Below are 26,327 nucleotides of genomic sequence, written 5' to 3'. Positions count from 1 at the left end.
CTAGGGGCGGGGCCTCCTGCCCGGTGGGCGGGGCCCTGCGGCCGGCCGGGGCCGTGTGATCCGCCGGGGGTGCGCGCGGAAGCCGGCGCGGGCCGCCCGGGGCGCCGCTTCTTGACCTCCCCGTGGATGCGCCTTAGGTTGCCTGGGGTTCTCATTCCTGACAGTCGTTCTCATACATGAATCCCGATGAACGGCCGTCCGCGCCCGCGGGGCACCACCGCCCCGACCCGCCCGGCTCCCACGGAGGCAGCACGCCGATGAGCGACAGCCCGAGGATCACCCGTATCGACATCACCCCGGTCGCCTTCAAGGATCCCGCCCTGCTGAACGCGGTCGGCGTCCACGAGCCCTACGCGCTGCGCGCCGTCGTCGAGGTGACGACGGATCAGGGTCTGACGGGGCTCGGCGAGACCTACGCCGACGAGGGTCATCTGCGGAGGCTGCGTACCGCCGCCGACGCCGTCACCGGCATGGACGTCCACGCGCTCGGACCGATGCGGCAGCGGGTCGGCAGGGTGCTCGGCGGGGAGAGCGGCAGCGACGGCCACGGACTGACGGGGATGATCACCACCAGCGGCACGCTCGACCGGGTCTTCTCCCCCTTCGAGGCGGCCTGCCTCGACATCCAGGGCCGCGCGGCCGGCCGGCCGGTGTGCGACCTCCTCGGCGGCGCCGTCCGCGACCGGGTCCCCTTCAGCGCCTACCTCTTCTACAAGTGGGCCGGGCACCCCGGCCAGGCACCCGACGACTGGGGCCCCGCGCTCGACCCCGACGCGGTCGTGGCGCAGGCGCGGCGCATGGTGGACACGTACGGCTTCACCGCCGTCAAGCTCAAGGGCGGCGTGATGCCGCCGCGCCAGGAGGTGGACGCCGTCCTCGCGCTGCGCGACGCGTTCCCGGGCGTCCCGCTGCGCCTCGACCCCAACGCGGCCTGGACGGTGGAGACCTCGCTGCGGGTGGCCCGCGAGCTCGACGGCGTCCTGGAGTATCTGGAGGACCCCACGCCCGGTCAGGAGGGCATGGCCCGCGTGGCCAGGGAGGCCGCCATGCCGCTGGCGACCAACATGTGCGTGGTCGCCTTCGACGAACTGCCCTCCGCCGTGCGCCGCGACGCGGTCGGGGTCGTCCTCTCCGACCACCACTACTGGGGCGGCCTGCACCGCTCGAAGCTGCTGTCGGGGATCTGCGACACCTTCGGCATGGGGCTGTCGATGCACTCCAACAGCCACCTCGGCATCAGCCTGGCGGCGATGACCCACCTGGGCGCCGCCACCGAGAACCTGACCTACGCCTGCGACACCCACTGGCCCTGGAAGGACCCCGCGGAGGACGTCGTCGTGCCGGGCGTGCTCGGCTTCCGCGACGGCTCGGTCGCCGTGCCCGCCGGCCCGGGGCTGGGCGTGGAACTGGACCGGGACGCACTCGCCCGCCTCCACGAGCAGTATCTGACGTGCGGCCTGCGCAACCGGGACGACACCGGATACATGCGCCGCATCGACCCCGCGTACGAGAGGAAGTCGCCCCGCTGGTGACCCGGCCCGCGACGGGCCGGGCCGCGGCGCGCCGGGGTCACCCGGCGAGGGCCTCCCACGTCACGGGACCGGCGAGCCCGTCGGCGACGAGACGGTTCGCCCGCTGGTAGGCGCGGGTGGCGGAGTCGGTCACCGCGCCGAACGACCCGTCGACGGCGATGCCGGCGCTGTGCTTGTTCAACAGCGTCTGCAGACCGCGCACATGCGAGCCCGGGTGCCCCTCGCGCAGCGACGGGACCAGGCCCGGCCAGGTCTTCGGGCCGACCACCCCGTCCGCCACCAGTCCCCGGGAGGACTGGAACCGCTTCACCGCGTCCACGGACACCGGTCCGTAGACGCCGTCGGCCACCAGGGCGGTGCCGCGCTGGGTCATCAGATGCTGGACGGCCCGGACGGTGGCGCCGGAGGCTCCCGGGGCGATCGCCGGCCAGCCGCCGCCCAGATCCACACCCCGGGCGGCGAGGTGGGCGACCGGGTCGACCGTCGGCCCCAGACCGCCGGAGTGGACCTCGAAGTGGAGGTGCGGGCCGGTGACGTTCCCCGTGGCCCCCATGTCGGCGATGCGCTGCCCGGCGGTGACGGCGGCGTTCAGGGCGACCCGGAACACACTGAGGTGCCCGTAGTAGGTGTACAGCCCGCCACCGTGCGAGAGGACCAGCCCGTACCCGGTGCGCCCGGACAGGACGGCGGTCCCGCGCCGCACCACGGTGCCCGCGGCCGCGGCGTAGACGGCCGTGCCGGTGGAGTTGCTGACGTCCTGTCCCGCATGCGGGTAGGAGCCGCGCGGCGCCCCGTAGTGTCCGCCCGAGGGGAAGCGGCCGCGCGCGGGGTTGCACCACCGCCCGTCCTTGAGCGTGGCCGCCGAGGCCGCCCGCGTGAAGGCCGGCACCCCGCCCACGGCCACGGCGAGCCCCGCGCCCGCGCCGAGCAGCAGCCGTCTGCGTGACGTCACCCGGCGCCCCGGCTCCCCGCCGATCGCTTCCTCTTCGGCGGCGTCCGCCGCACCGTCGACCGGTCCGCACTGCTCGCACATGTGGCGTCCTCCTGGAGTCCCGGGTGGCTCTACGCGCGTTGCATCGGGCGAGAGCATGCCAGGTTCGGCCCGCGGGTTCCAGGCCCGCATACACCCCCTGAGCGGCGAAAACCATTCCACTTATGTGGATGACACGTAATTGCCTCAAGTGGGCCCCAGTCGGCCGGTTGCTCCCTTAACGTCGTGGACATCGCGGGCCGGCCGTGGCCCGCTCGGCAGACCGGGGGGAAACCGTGCTGATCATGAGGGACAACGCACCTGACCGACTGAAGGGCCGTGCGAAACAGTTCATCGAGGCCGTCGCCGTTCATGACGCCACCGTCCAAGCGGTCCTGGACGATCCGGTCATCCGGCTCATGGTCCTGGTCGACACGGTCCGATCCCGGACCCGCCTCCAGAACACCCGCATCGACTGGGTGCAGCCCGACACCCAGATCACCGTCACCCTGCAGATCGGAGGCGGCGGCGACGGCCTGTACGACGGCCTCCTGCACGAGTTGATCCTGCACGTGGTTCCCGCGGCGCTGAAGCACGCGGCGGCGATCGCCGTGGGGACAGCTCCGGCGTACCCGACCACCGACGCCCTGATCGAGGCCGAGGAGGCGCAGGAGCACGGGTCTCGGCCGGCCTGGCGGAGGATGGCCGACCTCGCGGTGGCCCTGGGCATCGGGGGGCTGCTGGATGCGGTGGTCATGGACGCGTGCGGGCACGGAAAGGCGATCGCGAGGGATGTGGTCGCCCACCTGCTGGCGCAGGGGAGTATCGACCAGGAGGGCGCGGACGAATACCTGGAGACCATCAACGAGTAGCGGTCGTCCGGCCGTTCGCCTGCCCCGGCCCGCACCGTCACGCCCTGCTCCGCGTGCCGGGGCGGACCGCGCCGGCCGGCCCGGATCTCCCTGCCCCGGCGCCCGCTCAAGCCGGTCGGGCTCGTTTCGGCCGACCGAGCTCGGTCAGGCGGGCCGCGCCGGCCCGGAGCTCCCCGCCCCGGCGCCCGCTCAAACCGGTCGGGCCCGTTCGAGCAGGTCGGCGAGGCCGGTCAGGCTGTCGGCGTACACGTCGAAGGTGTCGGCGCCGGTGGGCGGATCGCCCACGGGGCGGTGGACGTAGGCCGTGCGGAGTCCGAGGGCCTGGGCTCCGCGCAGATCCCAGGCGTGGGCGGCCACCATCAGGAGCCGCTCGGGCGGCCGGCCGGAGGCGGTGACGGCCAGTCGGTAGACCGCCGGGTCGGGCTTGTAGGTGCGGGCGTCCTGGGCGGACAGAGCCTGGTGCCACCGGAGTCCGGCGTGGGCGTTGATGTCCAGCAGCGCCGTCCGGCCGGCGTTGGAGAGTCCGATGACCGGGTGGCGCTCGGCGAGCCGGGAGAGTCCTCGCAGGGTGTCCGGCCACGGCGGCAGCCTGCGGGCCGACCGGGCCAGCGCGGCGACGGCGGCGGGGTCGTCGACCGACACGGCGGCGGCGACGAGCCGGGCGGCTTCGAGGTCGACGGCCTCGCTGGTGCGGTAGGGGCGTGTGCCGTCGAGGATGAGGCGCTGCTCCTGCTCGATGTGCCGGTACCACAGCGACAGCAACTCCTCGACGCGCGGCTCGTCGAGCGAGGGATCCAGCGCGCGAAGACCGGCACGGATGCCGGCGGGCTCGTCGACGAGTGTGCCGAGCACGTCGAACACGAGGGCGTCGAACTCCGGCACGGGCATGTCGGGGGCCTCCTGGGCGTCGGCGGGGCACGCGTGCGTCCCTGGCGCCAACACGGGCGGTGGCGCCCGGATTCCCCTTCCGCGTCCGCGGCCGATGGTCTGCCGGCCACGGACGCGCGCGCCGGGGCGGCCCCCGGGGCCCGGCCGCGGCGAAGGGCCGGGGAGCGGGCGGGCGTCGGGTCGGCCCGGCGGCCGGTCCGGTGCCCGTGTGCGCACGGGACTCACCAGCAGCGCTGTCGTTCCCGGGCGAGTGCCGCCCGGGCGGCCCGGGTGAGCCGGCTGCGCCGGCGCCGTGTGCGGACCAGGTCCGGTATCAGGTCTTCCAGCAGGGCCACGGCCTGTTCGGGGTCGTTGGTGGCCACGCTCTCCGCGAGGGTGAGCCGGGCGGCGAGCGTCTCGCGTGCGTCCGGGCCGTACAGCAGGGCGAGATCGGGCAGCAGGGCGCGCAGCATGCGTGCCGCCTGGGCGTCGCGGTCGGCCGGTGACCGGTCACGGTTGCTGCGTACCGCCTCGACGGCGTCGAGGCGCCGCCGGACCCGCTCACGGTCCGGCGGGGGCGACGGCGGGACCGCGTCGCGGGGTGCGGGCAGCGGTCCCGTGGTCGCCGTGGGTGCGGCGACGGCTGGCGCGGGGGTCGCCGGAGCGGGTGGTGCCCCCGCCGCTGTCGTCGTCGCCGGGCGGACCTGCCCCGCCGGAGGGGCCGCCGCCGGCGGGGGAGCCGGGGTGCGGATGTCCGCGGCCAGGGCGCGCAGGATGTCCCGCACTTCGGCGGCGTGCGCGGGGCGATCGTCCGGGTCCTTGGCGAGCAGGCGCTCCACCAGGGCGTCCACCGGCCCGGGGATGCCGGGCCGCCGGGAGCCGGGCAGCGGCGGCGCTTCGTGGACGTGGTGGTAGAGCACTCCCATCATGCCGATGTCCATCGGGAACGGCGGCCGGCCGGTCAGCAGGGTGACCAGCAGACAGCCCAGCGCGTACAGATCGGTGCGGCCGTCGATCGCACGGGATCCCAGGCACTGCTCGGGCGCCATGTAGGCGACCGTGCCCACGACATGGCCGGTCTCGGTCAGTCGCGTGGAGGTGTCCGCCGTGCCGGACAGCAGGGCGATGCCGAAGTCGAGGAGCTTGACCAGACCGTGCGTGATCATGATGTTGCCCGGTTTGAGGTCGCGGTGGACGATGCCCACCTCCGGCGTGTGCACGGCCGCCAGCGCGTCCGCGACCTGTGCCGCCCATTCGAGGGCCTGCGGCACGGGCGGCAGACCGCGGGCGAGTTCGGCCGACAGGGGCAGTCCCGGCAGCAGCTCCATCACCAGGTAGACGGCGGGCACGCCCTCGAACACGACCCGGTTGCTGTCGTGCACGGCCACGATGTGAGGGTGGGTCAGACGGCCGGCGGCCCGTGCCTCGCGCTCCAGCCGGGCGAGCAGCAGGGGGCGGGCCGTGTCCCGCACGGTCTTGACCGCGACGGCACGGTCCAGGCGCCGGTCGTGCCCCCGCCACACCTCGCCCATGCCGCCCTCGCCGAGGCGTTCGCGCAGCTCGTACCGGCCGTCCAGAACGACACCCGCGCGCATCGGCACACCTCCGCCCTCCGACTCCGCTCGCCCCCGGCGTAGGAGAGGGACGGCGCGAGAGGGGCCGGTGGTTCCTGTCGTGTCCCATGACGCCCGCTCCGTGTGGGCACACCGGCGGACCGGCGCGCCGAGGGCCTCCGTGGCGCGGTGCCCGGGGCTCGGCCGCGCCAAACCGTGTCAGTCACTTGACACACTTGTTCAACTGGGTAATCGTGTCAGGTAGTTGATACACCTTGTGGGGAGAAGGGGAGCCGGCATGGCTGTGGCGAGAACCGGGAGTACGAGGACGCCGAGGTGGGACACGCCCGCCCGGCTGGCCGGCGCCGCCGTCGGCCTGGCCGTCAACGTGGTGGTGTCCCTCGGATCCGCGTCACGGGCGGACCTGCTCCACGGGGCCCTTGCCCTGGGTCTGTGCGTGATGGCGGGTGTGTTCGCGGCGGACGTCGCCGCACGGCCGGGTCCGGGCTGGACGCGGATGGCCGGGCTGACGCCCCGCCGGATCCGCGACTACGTCCCCCGGTCCCTGGCGGTGTCGCTCGTCGTGCAGGCCGCCGTCCTGTCGGTGCTGCTGATCATCGCCGTCGTGACGGCGGCGACGGGCGAGGGCGGTCGCCCGGCGGGAGCGCTGTCCGGCACCTGTCCCGGTGGCGCCCGGCCGTTCTCGCCCTGGCCGGGCGCCGGAGACGTCTGGCCGGCGCTGGGCGGCCTCGTCCTCGGCACCGTCGCCTGCGTGCTGCTCGTGCGCCGTGTCGTCGCACGGGCGGGCGGCGACGAGCAGCGCCGTGTCAACGCCCGTGCGGCTGTCGCCGCGTGGGGGATGACCGTCAGCGTCCCCCTCCTCGTCGTCTCCCTGACGATGGCCCGCGGGCTGCCGACCCCGCCCTGCGCGGGCATGACGACCGACGTGCCGGCGCAGATGCTCTCCTTCGTGGCCCTCGCCGCCGCCGTGACGGCCGCGCACTGCCTGTGTGTTGTGATGCTGCCGCAGGCCTACCTTGGAGCTCGGCGATGACGAACGACGACAGCATCAGCATCAACGTCAACCACGCGTCCCCCGTACCCCCGTACGAGCAGCTCCGGGCCCAGCTTGCGGATCTGATCTCGGTCGGGCGCCTGGCGCAGGGTGCCAGGCTGCCGTCCGTGCGCCAGCTCGCCTCCGACCTCGGACTGGCCAACAACACCGTGGTGCGGGCCTACCGGGAGCTGGAGGCCGCCGGCCTCGTCCGGAGCCGCCGGGGATCGGGCACCCAGGTCATCGCCCCGCCGACCGCCTCCGACGGCAGGGCGAAGCTCACCGAGCACGCCGCCGCCTTCGCCGCCGCCGTCAGACAGCTCGACGTCACCAGGGAGGACGCCCTCGCCGCGATCCGGCACGCCCTGGCGAGCCAGGACGAGCCGTGACGCGCCCACCCCCGACCGCCGCGGCGCGGTCGGGGGCCCGCCCGGCGGTGCGGCCCGGGAGCGCCGGGCGTCACCGCGGCCGACCGTGCGAGGTCCCTTGCGCCGAAGGCATACGCTGCTGCTCATGACGCACGACGACGGAGCGCTGGACAGCCTCGTCCGCAAACGGATCCGCGCCCTGCGCGTCGCGCAGGGCTGGTCCCTGGAGGAGCTCGCCACCCGCGCCCACCTCAGCCAGTCCTCGCTGAGCCGGATCGAGAACGGGCAGCGCCGCCTCGCCCTGGACCAGCTCGTCACCCTCGCCCGCGCCCTGGACACCACCCTGGACCAGCTCGTGGAGAGCGCCTCCGACGACGTCGTCATCAGCCCGGTGATCGACGGAGCCCACGGACTGATGCGCTGGCCCGTGAAGGGCGACCCCGGGATGAGCGTCACGCGTCAGCGCATGACCGAACCGCCGCCCGACAATCCCGCCCGGATGCGCGCCCACCCCGGCCGTGAGTGGCTCGTCGTGCTCTCCGGCACCGCGACCCTCGTGCTCGGCCACCTCCGGTTCCGCATCGAGACCAACCAGGCGGCCGAGTTCCCGACGATGATGCCGCACGCGATCGGAGCCGAGGGCGGCCCCTGCGAGATCATGGGCATCTTCGACCGCGACGCCCGCCGCGGCCATCAGCGCGACACCGGCGAGGGCGACGGGCACGACGGGGCGCGGGCGCCCGCCGGGTAGCGGCTCCCGGCGGCGTCGGGCACCGCGCGCGGGCGCGGTCTCGCGGGTGCGGTCTTGCGCGGCGGGCAGCGCCCGGAGCCACCTTCTTGCGTATCGCGCAAGCTGTCGTGCGTCAGGCGCATGAGCGGCCTACGGTGGGGTCATGACCCAAGCGCACTCCCACACGTCCCACCGCGACAGCGGCCACCACCACGGGCACGGCCCCCAGGCCGGCCGTCACCAGGACGGCGACGGTGACGGCGGACAGGCGGAGATCCTCGAACTGGACGCCGAGGTCCTCGCCGGACACCTCGCGTCCATCACCGCCCGGCTGCCGCTGAAGGCCGGACCGCGCCGGATCGTGGACCTGGGCTGCGGCACCGGCGCGGGCACCTTCGCGCTCCTCGAACGCTTCCCCGAGGCGCACGTCACCGCCGTCGACGCCTCCGCCGGCCATCTCCAGCTCCTGCGCGAGAAGGCGTGCGCCCGGGGCGTCGCTGACCGGGTGCGCACCGTGCAGGCCGACCTCGACGCCGACGACTGGCCCGACCTCGGCACCCCGGACCTGGTCTGGGCCTCCGCGTCCATGCACCACATGGCCCGCCCCGACCGCGCGCTGCGCGGCGTCCACCGGCTCCTCGCGCCGGGCGGACTGTTCGCCGTCGTCGAGCTGGACGGCTTCCCCCGGTTCCTGCCCGCCGACGCCCCCGAGGGCCGGCCGGGGCTGGAGGAGCGCGTCCACCGGGCGACCGACGGCTTCCACGCCGAACACGTCCCGCACCGCGGCGCCGACTGGGGGCCGATGCTGACCGCCGCGGGCTTCGCCGTCGAGGACGAGCGCACCGTCGCCGTCGACATCGCGGGCGACCGGGGCGGGACCGTCGGCCGCTACGCCCACGGCACCCTGCGGCGCATCCGCGGCGCGGTCGGCGAGACCCTCGCCCCGGAGGACCTCGCCGCCCTCGACGCGCTCCTGGACCTCGACGGCGAGCACAGCATCCTGCGCCGCGACGACCTCGGCGTGCGCACCGAGCGCACCGTCTGGGCGGCCCGCCGGCCCTGAGCCGCTCGCCGTGCGTCCGGCACCGCTCAGCGCCGGGCGGCCGCCGTCTCCCCGGGCAGCCACAGGTCGCACCGGTGGTCCTGGGGGAAGGTCGTCGAGGAGGTGATCGCCCCGGGCGCGAGCACCTGCACCTTCGGATACCGGTTCCAGCGGGGGGCGTCGGCCGCGTACGGGACGCCGGTGCGGGCGAAGGCGGTCCAGTAGCCGAGCATCCTGGCCGCCAGGGCGTTCTGGGCGGGGGTGCCCGAGACGCCGCCGAAGACGTAGCGGATCTCGGATCCGTGCGGGGCGCCGAGCGGGAAGCTCACCGGCAGGCCGAGGTGGTCCATGGCGCCGCGGTCGGCGAACTCGTACTGGTAGGACAGCGTATGACCGGCCATCAGCCGTGCCGAGCGGGACTGGAGGCAGGCGAACTGCGCGTCGGTGAGGATCGCGCCGAGGGCCTCGGCGGGGGAGCCGTGGGCCGACAGCGGGTAGCGGGCCAGGACCGCGTCGGCACGGTCGCCGTACAGGGCGCGGACGGCCACCGGGTATCCGGCCGCGGTCAGCGGGCGGCCCGCCAGGTCGTAGGTGGTCGCCACGGTGAGCCGGCCCTCGTCGGCGGTGGTGCCCTGGAGGACGGGCACACGGTGGAACCTGCCGCTCTCCAGCGCGTCGGCGATCTGGAGCGGGACGACGCGGCCGTCGACGTTCGGAACCCAGCGGGCGGTGGGGCTCGTCGAGGCCGCGAGCAGTTCGGCGGCGGGCCTGCCGCGCAGGCAGGCGACGTCGGCGCAGCCCAGGGAGCCGGCCCAGGAGACCCCGTTGCGCTGCTGCGACTCCTGGGTGGGCAGCGGGAAGCCGCAGCCCGACTGGGCGATGGCGCGGTCGAAGAGGCCGGTCGCGCGGGGGGAGACGAGGTGCTGGCAGACGCTGCCGCCGCCCGCCGACTCGCCGAAGACCGTGACGTTGCGGGCGTCGCCGCCGAAGGCTCCGATGTTCTGTCGCACCCAGCGCAGGGCCGCCTGCTGGTCGAGGAGGCCGTAGTTGCCGGAGACGCCGTCCGCCGACTCTCCCGCGAGGCCCGGGTGGGCGAGGTAACCGAAGGCGCCGAGACGGTAGTTGAGGGTGACGACGACCACGTCGCCCCGGGCGGCCAGCTCGCCGCCGTCGTAGAAGGTCCCGGAACCGATGGTGAAGCCGCCGCCGTGGATCCAGACCATCACGGGCCGGTCGCGCAGGGAGCGTTCGGCGGGCGTGTGGACGTTGAGGTAGAGACAGTCCTCGCCGGGGGTGCCGGGGCCGGCCAGATCGCCCCAGGGGGTCGACGAGCCGGTCTGCATGCACGGGTTGCCGGGGGCCGTGGCGTCCCGGACACCCGTCCAGCGCGCGGGCGCGGCGGGCGGCTTCCAGCGCAGGCCGCCGACCGGCGGCGCGGCGTAGGGGATGCCGAGGTACTCGTCGGCCCGCGCGCCCGCCGTGCCCCGCACCTGCCCGTAGCGGGTGGTGACGGTCGTGTCGTCGCCCGCCGGAGCGGCCCCGGCGGGCGCGGCGCCCAGCCCGGTCGCCGACAGCAGGAGCGCGCCCGCCAGCACGCCCCGCAAGCGGCGCCGCCACGACGGCGAACGTCGCGCCGTCCTTGCCTTGTTCCTCGTGTGCGGACCGGGCATCGGTACCTCCGTGCGGGGATCGTCTGCTGACAGGGGCACCGCAGTGTCGACGCCCGCACACGCCGGGCGCATCGCGCGAATCACCGGTCCCGCCGGGGCGCGGCCGGGCCGCGCGGCCGGGCCGCGCGGCCGGGTCGCGCGGCCGGGTCGCTCCCGGGCGCGGTCCGGCGCGCCGCCGTCCGTGCCCGCGGATCCGCCCGGGGCCGCCCCCGTCCGGTGCGGGTCGCCGCGCGCCGGGAGCGCTACGGCGGCCGAAAAATCACCACTCCTGTGCGACTTCTTGCGTTTCTCGCGCCATCAATTACATTGCCGTGTCACCGACCATACGCATACGCGTCACCGTTCCGCCCCGCCGGACCCCGACGGCCGGGCGGCGGGCGGCGACCCGGCCGTTCTCCGGAGGAGACCAGATGGGTGTTTCACGGCGCACGATTCTGCAGGCGGCGACCGCGGCGGGAGCCGTCGGAGTCCTGGGGGCGGGGCAGACCGCGCTCGCCCGCCCCGCCGCCGCCGCGAGTCCGCCCGGCGACGTGGTCGGCAAGGTGACCGTGGGGTACCAGGGATGGTTCGCCTGCGCCGGAGACGGCGCCCCGATCAACGGCTGGTGGCACTGGTCCCGGAACTGGGGTCAGTCGCCGTCCGCGGGGAACAACGCCATCGTCGCCTGGCCGGACGTCCGCGACTACCCGGCCACCTACCGCACCGCCTTCGGCGACCTCGGCAACGGGCAGACGGCCACGCTGTTCTCCTCCTACGACCAGTCGACGGTCGACGTCCACTTCCGCTGGATGAAGGAGTACGGCATCGACACCGCCGCGCTCCAGCGCTTCAACCCCACCGGCGGCGAGGGCCCGACCCGCGATGTGATGGCCTCCAGGGTGCGCGGCGCGGCAGAGTCCCAGGGGGTGAAGTTCTACATCATGTACGACGTCTCCGACTGGACGGGCATGCAGCACGACATCAAGGCCGACTGGACCGCCAAGATGCGGGCCCACACGGCCTCGCCCGCCTACGCCCGGCAGAACGGCAGGCCGGTGGTCTGCATCTGGGGCTTCGGCTTCAACGACGGCCAGCGGCCCTTCGCCCCGGAACCGTGCCTCGACGTCGTCAACTGGTTCAAGGCGCAGGGGTGTTACGTGATCGGCGGGGTGCCGACCTGGTGGCGCAGGGGCGACCGGGACTCCCGGCCCGGGTTCTCCGGGGTCTACCACGCGTTCGACATGCTCTCGCCGTGGCTGGTCGGCCGGATCGGGAACGCCGCGGACGCCGACCACTTCCACGAGGTGGCGACCGTGCCGGACCTGGCCGAGTGCGCCGCGCACGGCATCGACTACCAGCCGTGCGTGCTCCCCGGCGGGGTGACCGAACGGCAGCGCGCCCACGGCGACTTCATGTGGCGGCAGTTCTGGAACATGGGCCGGGCCGGTGTGCCGAGCGTCTACATCTCCATGTTCGACGAGTACAACGAGGGCAACCAGATCGCCAAGACCGCCGAGTCCCAGGAGTGGATCCCGGCCGGTTCGGGTCTCCTCGGGCTCGACGAGGACGGAACCGCCTGCTCCTCCGACTACTACCTGCGCCTCACGGGCGACGGCGGCCGGATGCTGAAGGGCCTCGCCCCCCTCACCCCCGTCCGGCCCACCCCGCCGCTGCTCGGGGGCGACACCGTACCGCCGACCGCCCCGGGGGACCTCCGGGTGACCGCGACGACCGACACCAGTGTGTCGCTCGCCTGGACCGCCTCCACCGACAACACCGGCGTGACGGGCTACCGCATCCGCCGGGTCACCGGCGGCACCGCCACCCCGATCGCCACGGCCCCCGCGAACGCCACCGCGTTCACCGTCACCGGGCTCACCGCCGGGGCCGCCCACACCTTCGACGTGCAGGCCCTCGACGCGGCCGGATCCGTCTCCGAGCCGTCGGCGCGGGTCACCGCCACCACCGGCGGTTCCGCCGACGTCGACCTGGCGCTGAACCGGCCGGCGACCGCGAGCGGTTCCACCCAGTCCTACGGTCCGGGCAACGCCGTCGACGGCAGCCCGCACACCTACTGGGAGAGCGCCAACCACGCCTTCCCGCAATGGCTCCAGGTCGACCTGGGGTCCGTCACCGGCGTGCGCCGCATCGTCCTGGCGCTCCCTCCGGCCGTCGCCTGGGCCACCCGCAGCCAGACGGTCACCGTGCAGGGCGGCACCGACGGCTCGGCCCTCACCCCGCTGCTCGGGGCCGCCGCGTACACCTTCGACCCGTCCACCGGGAACACCGCCACCCTGACCCTGCCCGCCGGTACGGCCACCCGCCATCTGCGCCTGGTCTTCACCGCCAACACCGGCTGGCCGGCCGGTCAGGTCGCGCAGCTCCGCGTCCACGGAGCGTGATCCGGGCCCGGACGGCACGCGGAGGGCGCATGCCCGGACGCCCACCGCGTGCCGCCCGGGCGTGCGCCCCCCGCGCGTGCCGTCGTCAGCCGAAGAGGTCCAGCGCGTCCAGCCGGGAACCGTCGCCGCCGGAGGACCGGGCCCGCATCGGGCGGGGCTCCGGGTAGGTCTCCGCGGCGGCCCTCGCGCGGACGACGTCCGGCCCGCCGCACGCCTCGACGGCGAAGGCGCCGAAGACCCCGGCGAACGCCGCCGGGTCCCGGAACTCCACCCCGTACGCGCGGCCGTCCCGCAGCGGCACCCACACCACCCGTACGACGCGTGCCCATTCGGCCACCGGCCGGTCGTCCGCCGTCGACCGGCCCTCCAGCCACAGCCGCGCCACATGCAGGAGGTTCACGCTCTCCATCGGCAGGCGCTTGCGCCGGATGCGCAGCTCACGCGTCGTCAGCTCGACCCGCCGGTCCTTGTTCGCGTACCAGACGACGCCTATCCCGAACGGCACCCACAACAGGACCCCGATCAGCGGCCACACGAGCGCGTCGCCCCACGAGCGGATCAGCCCCCCGTCCAGCAGGTACAAGGCCCCGAAGACCAGGCACCACTTGGCCGTCATCCGCCAGAATCCGGTCCCCTGCCGGTACAGGGTCCGCCGCTTCGCCGTCTTCGCCATGGCGGCACGCTATCCGCCGCCCCCGCGACCCACCAACACGGCCGGGCGCCCCGCCCGCCGTCCCCGCGGGTGATCGCCGGTAGGCTGCGGCGGTGCGCACGGTGGAGCTTCTGTTGGACGAGGCGGCGGATCTGGCGGTCCGGGAGGCCTGGAGACGGCTGGCCGACGCGGGGCTGCCCAGTCAGGCGCGCCACCGCGCACCGACGAACAGCCCCCACCTCACTCTGGCCGCCTGCCCGGAGCTGACCGCCCCGATCCGCTGGGAACTCGCCGCGGTGGCCGCCGCCCTGCCGCTGCCGGTGCGCTTCACCGGTGTGGTCCGCTTCGAGCGGCCCACCTCGGTCCTGGCCTGGGCCCTGGACCTGGACGCCGCGCTGGCCGCGCTGCACCGCCGGGTGTGGGACGCGGTGGTCTCGGACAGCCCGCCCGAGACCCTCAACCCCTTCCACGAGCCCGCCGTCTGGAGCCCGCACGTCACCCTCGGCCGGACCAGGCGGGCCGGTGCCTTCTCCGGCCGGCGGATCCCCGAACTGCTCCCGGCACCACCGCTCCGGGCCCACCTCACCACCCTGCGCAGCTTCGACACCGAGACCGGCGCCCTGGAGGTGCTGGAGCCCCGCCCGTGAGACACGGCCCCGGCGCCGTACCCGATCAGCCGGGTACGCGACTCCCGGGACCGGCCGGAGCCATCTCCCGCGCGATCTCGCGTGCCGCGCGGCCGAAGAGCCGGATGGCGCGGCTCCCGCCGCCGGACCGCCACATCAGGCCGTATCCGAGGGGCTTGTCCTCCTCCACCGGGATGTAGCGGATGCCGGGGCGACCGTGGTACAGGGCGGTGTGCGCCCCCGACAGCAGCGCTCCCCGGCCTCCGGCGACGAGCGTCAGCGCCTCCTGGAGATTGGTGACGGACGGCCCCCGCGCGATGCTCCTGCCACCGGGTGTGCGCGTCGGCAGCTGATGCTCCAGCCAGTACTCCGGGATGTCCCCGTCGATGGCCAGCAGCGTCACATCGCCCAGGTCCTCCAGCGTCACCCTGTCCCTTCCGGCCAGGGGATGCCCGGCCGCGACGGCCAGGACCCGGTCCTCGACGAGGATCGTGGGACTGCGTGTCAGGTCCTCCTCGTGGACGGGGAAGTCCGCCAGCTGGACGTCGAACGCGCCCTTCCGCAGCATTCCGTACGGATCGGACAGCGGCACCTCGCACACCTCGACGGCGAGTTCGGGATGGGTGGTGCGCAGCGCCTCGATGGTCTTCATCACCACCTCCCCGGCCAGGGACGTCGAGAAGCCGACGTGCAGGACGCCTTCGATGCCGCGTGCCGACGCCGCGGCACGCGCCAGGGCCTCCTCGATCCCCCGGTGGTGCGGTGCGAGGTCGTCCCGCAGCCGGCCGCCGAGATCGGTGAGCGCGACATGGCGGCTCGTACGGGTGAACAGCGGTGCTCCCACGCGCCGTTCGAGCTTCTGGACCAGCTGGCTCACCCGGGCGCGGGAGAGACGCAGGCGGGTGGCCGTCCGGCCGAAGTGCAGCTCCTCGCAGAGCACGAGGAAGCACTCGAGTTCGTTGTGGTCCACGTACGTCTCCGGGCTCGCGCGGTCCGTGGTTCGGTAAGTCCGGCTGTACGAACGTTGCGTTGATCGCTGTTGTTCCCCCGAGAGGCGTGGAGAAGGCTTGCGGCATCACCCGGGCCACCACTCCGAAAGGGGTTCACTCGTCATGAGTGCTGCCGAGACCGCGAGCGGGCCGGACGCCCGCACATGGGGCGTTCTGCTCGTCCTGTGCGGAGCGATCTTCCTCGAAGGCATCGACGTCGCCATGCTCAACGTGGCACTGCCGTCGATCCGCGCCGACCTCGGACTGTCCACCGGTGAGCTGCAGTGGGTCATGAGCGCCTACGTACTCGGTTACGGAGGCTTCATGCTCCTCGGCGGCCGCGCGGCCGACCTGTTCGGCCGCCGCCGGATGTTCGTCCTCTGGCTCACCGTCTTCCTGCTGTTCTCCGGGCTCGGCGGACTCGCCACCGAGGGATGGATGCTGATCGTCGCCCGCTTCGTCACCGGCGTCGCCGCCGCCTTCATGACGCCGGCCGGTCTTTCCATCATCACCACGGGCTTCCCCGAGGGGCCGGAGCGCGACAAGGCGCTGCTCCTCTACTCCGGCACCGCCGCGGCGGGCTTCTCCATCGGACTCGTCGCCGGCGGACTGCTCACCGCGCTGGGCTGGCGCTGGGTCTTCTTCGCCCCGGTCGTCCTCTCCTTCCTCATCCTCGTCGCCGCCCTCGCCCTCGTCCCCGCGTCACGGCGTCCGGACAGAACCGGCCAGCACGTCGACACCGCGGGCGCGCTCACCGTCACCGCCGCCCTCGTGCTGATCGTGCTGGGAGTGGAGCGCGCGGCCCATGCCGGCATCGCCGCCAGCGCCGCGATCCTGCTCGCGGGGCTGGCGTTCCTCGTGGTCTTCCTCGTCGTCGAACGGCGCTCCGCCGAGCCCCTGGTGCGCCTGGGCGTCTTCCGCAACGGATCCCTGGTACGGGCGAACCTCGCGGCGATGCTGTTCGCCGCCGGCTTCTTCGGCTTCCAGTTCCTCGTGGTGCTCTACCTCCAGGAGCTGCGGGGCTGGTCGACGCTCCAGACGAGCTTCGCGATGCTCGTCATGGGCGTCGACGCGGTTCTCTCACCGACCCTCACCCCGCGTCTGGTCCGCCGCTTCGGCAACGCGCGGGTGATCCTCGGAGGACTGCTGCTGGCCGTGCTCTCCTACGGCCTGTTCCTCCCGCTGGGCGCGGACTGGAGCTACGCGGCGATGTTCCCGGGGCTGCTCATCCTGGGCGTGGCGTTCGCGCTCGCCTACGGACCGCTCACCATCGTGGCGACCTCGGGGATCGCCGAGGAGGAGCAGGGGCTCGCGGGCGGACTCCTGTACACCGCCTTCCAGTTCGGCGCCGCGCTCGGCCTCTCCGCCGCCACCGCCGTCAGCGTGGCCGCCACCCGGGGGGAGACTCCGGCCGCGCTGATGGAGGGGTACCGCGCCGGTCTGCTCGTCCCCTTCGCGGCGGCCCTGCTCGCCTGCGTCATCGGCGCCTTCGCGCTGCGCGCCGGACGGGCCGCGCACCCCGCGCCGGCGGACGGCGCCACCGCACCCGCCACCGGACCCGCGGAACGAACCGGCGCCACCGTGTCCCCCTGATCCCCGGGCCCCCGAGCAAGGGCCCGCACGGCCCGCCCCGCCGGCGGCCCCACCGGGCGCCGGGGCTCCCCACCCCACCACGCCCGCACCCCGCCGTGGCAGGATCGCGCCCATGTCCCTCAGCGTTCCCCGCCTGCGGATCGGCTCGACCGAGATCATCGCCCTCTTCGACGCCGAGGGCCCGTTCTTCTCCCCGCGCGCCGAGGCGTTCCCCGGCGCCACGGCCGCCCAGTGGGCCGAGGCCGACCGCTACGACCCGGGCGCGGTCGACGCCGAGGGCCGCTGGCGGCTCCGGTTCCGCGCGTACGCGATCCGAAGCGAGCGGGGCCTCACCGTCGTGGACGCCGGCATCGGGCCGGCGGACGGCCCGGCCCGCGCGTGGGCACCCGTACCGGGTGTGCTCCCCGCGTCGCTCGCCGCGGCGGGCATCGACCCGGCCGAGGTCGACACGGTGGTGCTCACCCATCTGCACACCGACCACGTCGGATGGGCGGTCGTGACGGAGGCGGCCGTCCCCTCCGGGGGCGGCACCGCTCCGGACGACCGCCGCCCCTACTTCCCGAACGCCGAATACCTGCTCCAGCAGGCCGAGTTCGACGCCGTCGACACACTCAATCCGCAGCTCCGCGAAACCCTCACCGACCCGCTCGCCGCCGCCGGCCGGCTCCGCCTCCTCGACGGGGACACACCGCTGCGCACCGGGCGCGTGGTCGCCACACCCGGGCACACGCCCGGACACCAGAGCGTGCTGGTCGACGACGGGCACGAGCTCGCCCTCGTCACCGGCGACCTCCTGGTGCACGCGCTCCAACTGCTCCACCCCCGGCTCGCCTACGCGCACGAGACCGACCCCGAGACGGCCGGGCACTCCCGGGAACGCCTGCTCGGCCTCGGCGCCGCCACCCCGCTGCACCTGGCGACACCGCATCTGACGGAGCCGTTCCACCGGGTGTGATCCCCGGTGGAACGGCTACGGCCGCCCCAGGTCGAGCGTCCAGTTCTGGCCGACGAGATCGTGGCCGTAGCTGTGGTGGGGTTCCTCGTCGGCGAGGGTGAAGCCGAAGCTCCGGTAGATCCTGCGGGCCGCCGTGAGCACGTCGTTGGTCCACAGCGTCACCTGCTCGTAGCCCGCGGCACGGGCGAAGGCGAGGCACTCCTCGACGAGGCGCGTCCCGAGGCCGAGGCCCCTGCCCTCGGGGGTGACGAGCAGGATCCGCAGCCGTGCCACCTCCGGCCGGTCGCCCGCGACCAGGAAGACGCAGCCCACGCGCCGGCCGTCGACCTCGGCGATCCAGCCGGCCTCCCGGGCCGGATCGTGACCGGCGCCGTAGTCGGCGACGATCCCGGCGACCAGGGCCTCGAAGTCGGTGTTCCAGCCGAACTGCCTGTCGTACGTCTCACCGTGGGCCATCACCGCCCATCCCAGGTCGCCGGGCCGGTCGGCGGGGCGTACGACGACGTGCTTGCGGTCCTGCTGCGGCATGAGCTGCTCTCCTGGCCCCCGGGATCGTCTGTCCGGATCACGCGTTCAGATCACTGAAACAGTTGTTTCAGTTAGGCTAACCGCATGTCCCAGCAAGCGCCAGCACCCTCCGCCCGGCAGACCGAGCTGCTGGAGGCGGCGTACCGGTATGCCCTCGCCCACGGCCTGACCGACCTGTCCCTGCGCCCGCTGGCCGAGGCCATCGGCTCCAGCCCGCGGGTCCTGCTGTTCCTCTTCGAGAGCAAGGACGGTCTGCTGCGGGCGCTGCTCGCGCGCGCCCGCGCCGACGAACTGGCGCTCCTGGACCGGGCCGGGCGGCCCGAGGGTCCCACCGGGCTCGGCCCGGCCGTCGAGCGGGTCTGGACCTGGCTCGCCGCGGAGGAGCACCGGCCGCTGCTGCGGCTGTGGGCCGAGGCGTACACCCGCTCCCTCGTCCAGCCCGAGGGGCCCTGGGCGGGATTCGCCCGTGCCACCGTGGAGGACTGGCTCGGTGTGCTGGCCGGCTTCCAGCCCCCGTCCGAACGCGACAGCGCGGCCGGTGCCACCCGCCGCACCCTGGCCCTGGCCGTCCTCCGGGGCGCCCTGCTCGACCTCCTCGCCACGGACGACGAGCGGCGGCTCACCGGAGCCGTCGCCCATCAGCTCGCCCTGCTGCACGACGACCACGCCGCCGGCGGCCGCGGTGACGGCGAGTGACGGCGCCCGGCCGCCCGGATGTCCGGACGCCCACGACGGCAGCGCAGGCGGCGAGGACGGCGACGGCATCGAGGGCGAGGGCGAGGGTGAGCGCGATGACCGGCAGCGGCGGCGGCTGACGGCCCTGCCGGCCGTGCCGAGACGGCGGCCGGACCCGCCCGGGTTCGCCGTGCCGGGCGGGGGCGACCCGCGCGGCGTCCTCGGTGGTCAGGGCGCCCGCACCGGCCGGTGCGCGTTCGGTTAGGCTGCCCTTGCCTGGCATGGCGGGCGTGCGGATCGGGGTTCCCCGCCGCAGGCGGGAACCCACGGGACGGAACGGGTGGAGGCGGAGCGCGGATGAGAGACGGAGACCGGTCCTGTGCGCGGTGTGCGCCCGCCGGGGCGGGACGCTCATGCGGCTGACGTCGGGGTACGCCGGTACCGGCCCGGGGCCCGGGGCGCGGCGCTGTGGATAAGGTCGTCGTCACCGCCGGAGCCCTGTACGTCATCGTCCTGCTCCGCGCCGGAGGGACGTTCGCCGTCGGGTGGCTCGCCGGTGCCGGAGCCCGGCGCAGCAGGTTCGCCGGGCGGATCTCCTCGGCGAAGTTCCTGCGCGCCGAGCGGGCGATCCAGCGCTGGGGCGCGCCGGTGGTGGCCCTCTCCTTCCTGACCATCGGCTTCCAGACCGCCGCCAACTTCCTCGCGGGCAGCATGCGCATGCCGCTGCCGCGCTACCTCCCTGCCCTGTTCGTCGGCGGAGCTGCCTGGGCGATGATCTACGCGACCGCGGGGATCGGTGTGCTGGAAGTGCTGGGACGGCTCTTCGCCGAGCGGACGGCCCTCGGGGTGTCCGGCGTGGCCGCCCTCCTCCTCGCGGTGTGCGGGGTGGTCGTGTACCGCAGGAGGAGAGCGGCGGCCCCGTCGCCCTCCGGCACCGCGGCCGAGGAAGGCTGAGCCCGTCCCGCCGGGGCGGTGGCTCGAGCGGGACGGGGACGGACGGGCCTCTTCCGCTCACCCCGCCGCCATGGCCACCGCCTCCCGGTTGCGGTGCAGGGCGTCGCGCAGCCGGGCCGCCTGGGTGACCAGCCGTGAGCGGCCGGCACGGGCCGCGGTGGCGTCGAGCCCGGCGGGAGGCTCCGCCACGGCCCGGGACTGCTCGGCGCACTCGGCGGCGGTCTCCAGCAGCTCGCCCGTACCGCGCGGGTCCGCGGCACCCGTGAGCAGGGCGGGCAGGACACCGGCGAGGACGGCCCAGGTCGTGGCGTAGGCACCCGTCGCGGCCGCGGTGCGCAGGGCGTCGGCGAGCCGCCCGGCCTTGAGCGTGCCCAGCTCCAGCAGCTCGGCGAGGTCGGCGCCCAGGCGGGCCGTGTCCAGCTCGCCACGGCCCGCGAGGGTGAGCAGCGCGTCGACCGACCGGAGCCGGTCCTCGGCGTGCCGGGCACCGAGCCCGGTGGCGACCGCCAGGTGCAGGGCCGGCCCCGCCGGACCGGCGGGCCCCGTGGCGGCGAGCCCGGGCAGCACATCGGTGCCGCCGCGCTCGTCGTCGAGGGCGCAGGACGTGATGCGCGCCAGGGACCAGGCGGCCAGGGTGTCGCGGTCCTCGGGCATCAGCGCGATCAGCGTCTCAGGGTCCTCCCCGTCCCAGCAGCGGCCGGCCGCCTGGCGGGCCTTGCCGAGCTCGCGGAACGGGCCGGGGAACTCCGCCACGACGACGGGCCGTTCGCCGGTGTCGAGGACATGGCGGTCGGGGTTGCCGCCGTAGCGGTGATGACCGGCCGGGGCGGTGCGGCGGGTGACGGCCGCGGGGAGCCCGGCCTCGCCGAGCCAGGCCGCCAGCCGCTCGCCCTCGGGCGTGCCCAGGGCGGCCGCCCCCGGCCGGGCGGACGCGTCGCGCCGGACCCGTAGCAGGGCCTGCGCGAAGTCCACCGGGCCCGGCGCGGCGCCGAGGCGGGCGTACTCCGCGAGACGGGTGACGAGGACGTGCGGGTCCAGGGTGCCGTTGGCCAGGGTGGGGGTGGCGAGCAGGAAGGGCAGCGTGCCGGCCGTGAGCGAGCGGGCGGCCTCGGCCACCCGGGCGTGCCCGGCGGCGAAGGCGTCGCTGTGGTGGCAGTCGCTGCGCCAGCTCGCCAGCGCCTGCGGCCTGGACCCGGAGGGCCGTTCGTCCAGGACGGCGGCGGCCACGTGCTCCAGGCCCGGCAGGTCGTCGGTGTAGTAGTGGCGGCGTGCCGGGTCGAGCCAGTAGCAGTCCGCCAGGGCGGGGCGCAGGGCCACGGCCAGGGCGGCACGGTCCCGGTGGGCGTGGCGGACCAGGCCGTCGAACGCCCGCTCGTACTCCTCGGCGGACGCCGTGCGGGAGTTGACGACGGCCGCCACGAGCTGCACGGTCTCCTCGACCGACTCCGGGGACGCGCCGAGCGGTTCGGGCAGCGGTGACGGCGGCAGGATCTCCTCGTACGGGCCGGTGTCCTCCCGGGGGGCGGCGTCCGCCCCGAGGAGGGCCACCGCCCGCGCGTGGTGCACGGCGCTGAGCAGATGGGCGCGGTCGGCGAGCTCGGCACGCAGGGACCCGTCGCCGCCGAGGTGGGCGGCGGCCAGCTTCAGGGCCCGCTCCTGGACGTCGGTGTCCGGGTGCCCGAAGGCCTCGCCGAGCACCGGCAGCAGATCGGGTGCGGCGGCCGGATCCCGGGCGAGCACCTTGCCGAGCAGCACCAACTGCGCCCGTACGAGCTTCTTCTCGGGGCGGAAGAACACGGCGGCGGACATCTCGGCCAGGCGTGCCGGGCCGAGGCCGCCGGCGGTGGCGAGGCGGGCCAGCACCTCCTGCGCGTGCCCGGCGACGGGGGAGGGGGCGTCGGCGGTGAGCGCGATCCAGTCGGCCGTCCGCTCCCGCTCCTCCTCCGGTGTCGGGCGGAGTGCTTCCAGGACGGACCGGTAGGGCTTCAGATGGAGCGCCGTGCCGCCGCGCAGCAGACGGGCGGTGCAGGCGTCGAGGAGCGCGGCGCGGTCGAGCAGGCCCTCGGCGGCCAGGGCGGTCAGCGCGCCGGGCCACTCCTCGGGTGCGCCCGGATCGTGGTGCGAGGCGAGGGAGACGACCGGTTCCGGCGTCTCGAACAGGCGGGGCACGAAGGCCGTGAGGTGCGGGTCGCGGCGCAGTATGTCGGTGAGCCTGCCCCGCTCCGTCCACGCGGCCGTCGCCCAGCCCTCGACGCAGCCGTCGCCGGTCGGCATGGGGCAGCCGGCCCGCCGGACGAGTTCGAGGACGAACGGGTAGTCGTCCTGGGCGGTGGCGGAGCGGGCCGCGAGCCGGTGGGCGAGGTCGCCGAGCCACCGGGGGTCGCGGTCCCCGAACACCTCCAGGAGCTCCCGGTCGGGGATGCGCCGCCGGCGGCGCATGTCCCGGCCGCCTATCCACGAGGCGGCAGCGGCGGCGCCGGTCTGGCAGGCGGCCCCGGCGACGAGCAGGGCGGGGCTCACCCGGTCGCGCTCCTGCCAGCGGTCCCAGCCGGAGGCCCGCAGCTCGGCGCGCAGTTCCTTCAGCCCGGCCAGCAGCTCGCGGCGCCCGGCGCGGTCCAGCGGCGCCAGCAGGGCGGGCAGCCGCAGGGTGTGGCCTGCGCGGACGGCGGTGAGGATGTCGACCGGGCTCTCGATCGGGCTGGTCATCGTGCGTCTCCGGTGGTGGCGGTGGTGGCGGTGGTGGTGGCGGATGCCGCGGCGCGGCGGGCCATGCGGGTGGCGAGGGCGTGCTTGCAGGGGCCGCGGCGCCCGCGGTAGTCGGCCCACCACTGGCAGGTGCAGCTCATGGCGCCGCCGGACTCCCTTACCAGGTAACGGCGTTCGCCGGAGGCGACCTGGGCGGTGGCGGGGCCGTCGAGGGCGACGGCGCCCTCCGCCAGCAGCGCGCGGGCCGCCACCAGCCGCGGGTTGTGCCGCTCGGCGCGGCGGGCGTCGTAGGGCAGCTCACGGTGGAACCAGGACGCGTCGGCGAGGTCGTAGCCGACCTTGCCCGCCGTGCCCAGAAGGGTGAGGGCGGCCCTGACCCGCTCGACGGGCAGGCCCGACTGCGCGGCCAGGTCGGCCGGTTCGATGCGCGGTTCCCAGGCGAGCAGGACGGACACCAGATCGGCGTCCTCGGACGCCGTGTCGGTGGCGAGGGCCTCCAGCACGCTGCCCTCGCCGGAGAACCCGCGGTCGGCCTCCGGGGAGAGGGTCAGCGTGAGGCGCATCCCGGGCAGGACGATCTCCCAGGCGGAGGCGGTCGGTGCGGCGCCGTCGGGCACGGGCCCGTACACCCGCAGGGCGGTCGCCTGACGCAGCACGCGCTGGAGGGCGGTGAGGCGCTCCGGGCCGGGCAGGCAGATCGCCCCGGGGGCCGGGCGGGTGGTCGGGCGCAGGGTCCGGCCCGCGGGGACCACCCACAGCGGGCCGCCCGCCGCGCCGCCGGCGGCGGGGCTGCGCGGCAGGGCGCGCAGGAACCGGACGGCCTCGGTGGCGGTCAGCTCCGCACGGAGGTCGAAGCCGGCCGTGATGCCCTGCGATTCGGCGAAACCGCGCAGCCAGCGGTCGGGCAGCGGCACCTTCTTCTCGACGACCGGCCCGTCGAGGGTGGTCACCGCCAGCTCGTCGGGACCGACCCGCAGGTGCAGCGGGTCGCCGTCGGTGATCCGCGACAGCGCCTCGCGCAGCGGGTTGTTGACGTCGACGTTGGTGGTGCCGTGTCCGGTGTCGGCCCCGCGGAGCCCCTCGGGCAGGACGTCCAGACGGGCGTAGACCCCACAGCACCCGGAGAAGGACTCGAAGCGCAGCCGGTCGCCGTTGGCCGTGACCACCGGGTCCAGCGACGCCCGCTGGGTCCGCCGGAACCAGCGGGCGGCGGCCACGTCGGCCACGGCCAGCAGACCGCGCGCGGCGGCCTGGGGCTCACTCAGGAACCCGGCGAAGAAACGCGGATGGGCCTCGGCGCCGGCCGGCGTCAGGCCGCCCGCGGTCTCCAGTCCGAGGCTGCGGCCGGTGCCGGAGCCCGTCAGCGCGGACGATCCCGCGTAGGCCAGGGTGTGTGCGGTTCGGGTCATGGCGCAGACGTTATGAGAGGGCACTGACATCGCCCGGCGGCCCGCCCGGCCCCCGCCCCGGCCGCCCGGCCCCGTCACGCCCCGGGCACCTCCACGATCACCAGCGTGCCGCGGCTGCCGGGGCGCACGGCGTGCCGGGCACCCGCCGGCACCCGGTACATCTCACCGGCCCCGACGGCGACTTCGGCGCCCTCCACCGACAACTCCAGCCGCCCGTCCAGCACCAGCAGCACCTCGGCGGCCCCGTGCGCCTCCTCCGGCACCGGACCGCCGTCCATGCGCAGGACCTTCACCCGGGCCGTCCCCACGTCTCCCAGCGAGCGGGAGCTCCAGGCGTCCGGCAGCGCGGACGCCGTCCCCACGACGTCGATCGACCTCATCACATGCCTCCCCGCGGGCCGCCCCCGCCCTGACCGGAGCAGCCCGCCCGTCATCGTCAGCGGATGCACGGAAGCTACCCGACCGGGGACGGCCGTCGGTCGACCGTTCGGCAAAGCCTTCCGGGGGAGGCCGCCGGCCGTCCTCGCCCGGCTCGCCCGGGGCGGCGGACGCAGCCGCGGGGAGCACACGGGATCCACGGCCGCCGCAGGTCACCCGGCGACGCCGCCGCCGCCGCTCGCGACGCCGCCGCCGCTCGCGGCGCGCCGCCTCAGCCGACCTGCTCGGCCAGCCCGACGATGATGCCCTCCGGGCCGCGGACGTAGCAGAGCAGATAGCTGTCCTCGAAGCGGGCGATCCCGCCGACGAGTTCGGCACCGTGCGGGCGCAGCCGGGCGACGGTGTCCTCGAGGTCGTCGACGGCGAACATGACGCGGTGGGTGCCCACGATGTTGTGCGGCCGGTCGCGCGGCCCGGCGCCGATCGCCTCGGGGCTGCGGTACCTCGCCAGTTCGAGCCGGCTGCGACCGTCCGGGGTCCGGATCATCGCGATGTCGCAGTGGACGCCTTCGAGCCCGGTGCACTGGTCGGCGAAGCCGCCCTGGACCTCCCCCCGGCCCTCCAGTTCCAGGCCGAGCTCCAGGAAGAACGCGATGGCGGCGTCCATGTCCTCGACCACGATGCCGACGTTGTCCATCCGCCGAACCGCCATGCCGCTCTCTCCTTCTGCCTCGTGCGGCCGGTGCCGGCCGCCTCGTCACCCCTGGGACGGAGCCGGTGCCGCGTTCTCGACATCCGTTCCCGCGCGGGATCGTCCGATGACGGCCGCCCGGGATTCATGAGCCGACCGGCCGAGCCGTCCGGCTGCCCGAGACGTCTGAGCCGCCCGACCGGCCGAGCCGCCCGCCCACCAGCGGCGTTGCGCTCGGCCGGGGCCCCGCGGGCCGTCTAGTCTCGGCCCGTGGGACAGCCCGATCAGCGCGCCGAGGGCGCGGGACCGTTCACCACCCGGCTCACCTGGCATCCGCCCGGCGGCGGCACGGCCGTCTGGGAATCCCGGCCCGCCCGGCGCCGCGGCCTCATCGCCGTCCACCGGCCGGGCGCGGCCGCCCCCCGCCAGGTCGGCGCCGACGACACCGCCCTCGGCAGGCTGCGCCGGCTCAACGCCGTCGCCGCGACCGCCTTCGTCATCGGCGGAGCGCTCTTCGCGGCAGGTGCCGCCGTCGCCCAGTTCGGCTCCGCCGACGCCACCACCTGCGCCTCGGTCTACTTCGCCGGCGGCCTGTTCTTCAACACCGGCGGCTATGTGTCGCTGCTCCAGGTCGTCAACGCCCCGCGCCATGTGCCCGGCGGCGAAGGCGCCCTGGTCACCCGGCCGTGGCGGTGGTGGAGCTACGAGCCGGCGCGGCTCGACTGGCTGAGCGCCTTCGTCCTGTTCGCCGGCACCCTGGTGTTCGCCGTCGACCTGCTCGACTCCTTCCTGCAGGGTCTGACCGTCCATCAGGTCAACCGGCTGATCTGGGCGCCCGACGTGATCGGCTGCCTGCTCTTCCTGATCTCCGGCCACCTCGCCTTCGCGGAGATCTGCCACGGCCGCCCGTGCGTCCGGCGCCGCGACCTCGGCTGGTGGATCGTCGCCGTGAACCAGCTGGGCTCCGTCCTCTTCATGGTCTCGGCCCTGGCCGCCTACACCCGCCCCGCCACCGGCAGCCTGGTCAACGCCGACATCGCCAACTGGGGCACCCTCGCCGGCGCGCTCTGCTTCCTCGTGGGCGGCGTCCTCCAGCACGGCGAACGCCCCTGACCCGGTGCGGCCGCCCCCG

25 protein-coding genes are annotated in these 26,327 nt (G+C 75.0%); 14 read left to right on the top strand and 11 right to left on the bottom strand.

Features of this window, described 5'->3' with window-relative positions:
• Positions 1-257 precede the first annotated feature (257 nt).
• Entirely contained in the window at positions 258-1,532 is a 1,275-nt protein-coding gene (locus JE024_RS00780) for a glucarate dehydratase family protein (protein ID WP_205371699.1), read from the top strand.
• Positions 1,533-1,569: 37 nt separating this feature from the next.
• Here the strand turns inward: JE024_RS00780 and JE024_RS00775 are convergent, their stop codons facing one another.
• A complete protein-coding gene (locus JE024_RS00775) occupies positions 1,570-2,565 on the bottom strand; it encodes a peptidoglycan-binding protein (protein ID WP_205371698.1) in 996 nt (331 codons plus the stop codon).
• Between the two features lie 242 nt (positions 2,566-2,807).
• Between JE024_RS00775 and JE024_RS00770 the strand changes: the two genes are divergently transcribed.
• Entirely contained in the window at positions 2,808-3,374 is a 567-nt protein-coding gene (locus tag JE024_RS00770; RefSeq protein WP_205371697.1) for a hypothetical protein, read from the top strand.
• Between the two features lie 189 nt (positions 3,375-3,563).
• On the opposite strand, the gene JE024_RS00765 is transcribed toward JE024_RS00770, so the two are convergent.
• Positions 3,564-4,262 (bottom strand): haloacid dehalogenase type II, encoded by a 699-nt coding sequence (locus JE024_RS00765; protein ID WP_205371696.1) that lies wholly within the window; start codon positions 4,260-4,262, stop codon positions 3,564-3,566.
• A gap of 221 nt (positions 4,263-4,483) precedes the next feature.
• A complete protein-coding gene (locus JE024_RS00760; protein WP_205371695.1) occupies positions 4,484-5,836 on the bottom strand; it encodes a serine/threonine-protein kinase in 1,353 nt (450 codons plus the stop codon).
• Between the two features lie 256 nt (positions 5,837-6,092).
• On the opposite strand from JE024_RS00760, the gene JE024_RS00755 reads away from it, so the two are divergent.
• The 4 genes from JE024_RS00755 (at position 6,093) to JE024_RS00740 (ending at position 9,009) form a co-directional block, all read left to right on the top strand.
• Entirely contained in the window at positions 6,093-6,848 is a 756-nt protein-coding gene (locus JE024_RS00755; protein WP_244882478.1) for a hypothetical protein, read from the top strand.
• Positions 6,845-7,237: a GntR family transcriptional regulator gene (locus JE024_RS00750; protein ID WP_205371694.1), complete on the top strand. Its 393-nt coding sequence runs from the start codon at positions 6,845-6,847 to the stop codon at positions 7,235-7,237. Before JE024_RS00755 ends, JE024_RS00750 begins: the two co-directional genes overlap by 4 nt.
• Positions 7,238-7,361: 124 nt before the next feature.
• Positions 7,362-7,967, top strand: a complete 606-nt coding sequence (locus JE024_RS00745) for an XRE family transcriptional regulator (RefSeq protein WP_205371693.1) — start codon at positions 7,362-7,364, stop codon at positions 7,965-7,967.
• A 142-nt stretch (positions 7,968-8,109) separates the two neighbouring features.
• On the top strand, positions 8,110-9,009 hold the full coding sequence (locus JE024_RS00740; protein ID WP_205371692.1) for a class I SAM-dependent methyltransferase: 900 nt from the start codon (positions 8,110-8,112) through the stop codon (positions 9,007-9,009).
• Positions 9,010-9,035: 26 nt separating this feature from the next.
• Here the strand turns inward: JE024_RS00740 and JE024_RS00735 are convergent, their stop codons facing one another.
• Positions 9,036-10,658, bottom strand: a complete 1,623-nt coding sequence (locus JE024_RS00735; protein WP_205371691.1) for a carboxylesterase/lipase family protein — start codon at positions 10,656-10,658, stop codon at positions 9,036-9,038.
• A gap of 410 nt (positions 10,659-11,068) precedes the next feature.
• Here JE024_RS00735 and JE024_RS00730 point away from each other — a divergent pair, with 410 nt between their 5' ends.
• Complete coding sequence (locus tag JE024_RS00730; protein WP_205371690.1) at positions 11,069-13,039, top strand: discoidin domain-containing protein; 1,971 nt, start codon at positions 11,069-11,071, stop codon at positions 13,037-13,039.
• An 85-nt stretch (positions 13,040-13,124) separates the two neighbouring features.
• Here JE024_RS00730 and JE024_RS00725 read toward each other — a convergent pair whose 3' ends face one another.
• Positions 13,125-13,712, bottom strand: a complete 588-nt coding sequence (locus JE024_RS00725) for a DUF3784 domain-containing protein (protein ID WP_205371689.1) — start codon at positions 13,710-13,712, stop codon at positions 13,125-13,127.
• A 101-nt stretch (positions 13,713-13,813) separates the two neighbouring features.
• Here JE024_RS00725 and JE024_RS00720 point away from each other — a divergent pair, with 101 nt between their 5' ends.
• The gene (locus JE024_RS00720; RefSeq protein WP_244882476.1) at positions 13,814-14,338 is read left to right on the top strand and encodes a 2'-5' RNA ligase family protein; all 525 of its coding nucleotides are present in this window, start codon (positions 13,814-13,816) and stop codon (positions 14,336-14,338) included.
• Between the two features lie 25 nt (positions 14,339-14,363).
• Here JE024_RS00720 and JE024_RS00715 read toward each other — a convergent pair whose 3' ends face one another.
• Positions 14,364-15,287, bottom strand: coding sequence for a LysR family transcriptional regulator (locus tag JE024_RS00715; protein ID WP_205371687.1), 924 nt, complete (start codon positions 15,285-15,287; stop codon positions 14,364-14,366).
• Between the two features lie 142 nt (positions 15,288-15,429).
• Between JE024_RS00715 and JE024_RS00710 the strand changes: the two genes are divergently transcribed.
• Both JE024_RS00710 and JE024_RS00705 read left to right on the top strand, forming a co-directional pair.
• Complete coding sequence (locus tag JE024_RS00710) at positions 15,430-16,899, top strand: MFS transporter (protein WP_205371686.1); 1,470 nt, start codon at positions 15,430-15,432, stop codon at positions 16,897-16,899.
• Positions 16,900-17,011: 112 nt separating this feature from the next.
• Complete coding sequence (locus tag JE024_RS00705; protein WP_205371685.1) at positions 17,012-17,854, top strand: MBL fold metallo-hydrolase; 843 nt, start codon at positions 17,012-17,014, stop codon at positions 17,852-17,854.
• 15 nt (positions 17,855-17,869) lie between these two features.
• Here JE024_RS00705 and JE024_RS00700 read toward each other — a convergent pair whose 3' ends face one another.
• Complete coding sequence (locus JE024_RS00700) at positions 17,870-18,382, bottom strand: GNAT family N-acetyltransferase (protein WP_205371684.1); 513 nt, start codon at positions 18,380-18,382, stop codon at positions 17,870-17,872.
• Between the two features lie 84 nt (positions 18,383-18,466).
• On the opposite strand from JE024_RS00700, the gene JE024_RS00695 reads away from it, so the two are divergent.
• The 3 genes from JE024_RS00695 (at position 18,467) to JE024_RS00685 (ending at position 20,011) form a co-directional block, all read left to right on the top strand.
• A complete protein-coding gene (locus JE024_RS00695) occupies positions 18,467-19,078 on the top strand; it encodes a TetR family transcriptional regulator (RefSeq protein ID WP_205371683.1) in 612 nt (203 codons plus the stop codon).
• Positions 19,065-19,322, top strand: a complete 258-nt coding sequence (locus JE024_RS00690) for a hypothetical protein (protein ID WP_205371682.1) — start codon at positions 19,065-19,067, stop codon at positions 19,320-19,322. Before JE024_RS00695 ends, JE024_RS00690 begins: the two co-directional genes overlap by 14 nt.
• Before the next feature lie 203 nt (positions 19,323-19,525).
• On the top strand, positions 19,526-20,011 hold the full coding sequence (locus tag JE024_RS00685) for a DedA family protein (protein WP_205371681.1): 486 nt from the start codon (positions 19,526-19,528) through the stop codon (positions 20,009-20,011).
• Between the two features lie 57 nt (positions 20,012-20,068).
• On the opposite strand, the gene JE024_RS00680 is transcribed toward JE024_RS00685, so the two are convergent.
• The 4 genes from JE024_RS00680 to JE024_RS00665 all read right to left on the bottom strand — a co-directional run bounded on the left by JE024_RS00680 (position 20,069) and on the right by JE024_RS00665 (position 25,216).
• Positions 20,069-22,717, bottom strand: coding sequence for a DUF7824 domain-containing protein (locus JE024_RS00680; protein WP_244882474.1), 2,649 nt, complete (start codon positions 22,715-22,717; stop codon positions 20,069-20,071).
• Positions 22,714-24,126 carry a serine/threonine-protein kinase gene (locus JE024_RS00675; RefSeq protein ID WP_205371680.1) on the bottom strand — a complete coding sequence of 471 codons (1,413 nt, stop codon included), beginning with the start codon at positions 24,124-24,126 and terminating at the stop codon, positions 22,714-22,716. The genes JE024_RS00680 and JE024_RS00675 overlap by 4 nt, the downstream gene beginning before the upstream one ends.
• Before the next feature lie 74 nt (positions 24,127-24,200).
• Positions 24,201-24,506: a cupin domain-containing protein gene (locus JE024_RS00670; RefSeq protein ID WP_205371679.1), complete on the bottom strand. Its 306-nt coding sequence runs from the start codon at positions 24,504-24,506 to the stop codon at positions 24,201-24,203.
• A 269-nt stretch (positions 24,507-24,775) separates the two neighbouring features.
• The gene (locus JE024_RS00665; protein ID WP_205371678.1) at positions 24,776-25,216 is read right to left on the bottom strand and encodes a VOC family protein; all 441 of its coding nucleotides are present in this window, start codon (positions 25,214-25,216) and stop codon (positions 24,776-24,778) included.
• Between the two features lie 249 nt (positions 25,217-25,465).
• Between JE024_RS00665 and JE024_RS00660 the strand changes: the two genes are divergently transcribed.
• Complete coding sequence (locus JE024_RS00660; protein ID WP_205371677.1) at positions 25,466-26,308, top strand: hypothetical protein; 843 nt, start codon at positions 25,466-25,468, stop codon at positions 26,306-26,308.
• Positions 26,309-26,327 lie beyond the last annotated feature (19 nt).

It is taken from the genome of Streptomyces zhihengii (assembly GCF_016919245.1).
Lineage (GTDB): Bacteria > Actinomycetota > Actinomycetes > Streptomycetales > Streptomycetaceae > Streptomyces > Streptomyces zhihengii.
This window is presented reverse-complemented; position numbering and strand designations above follow the sequence as displayed.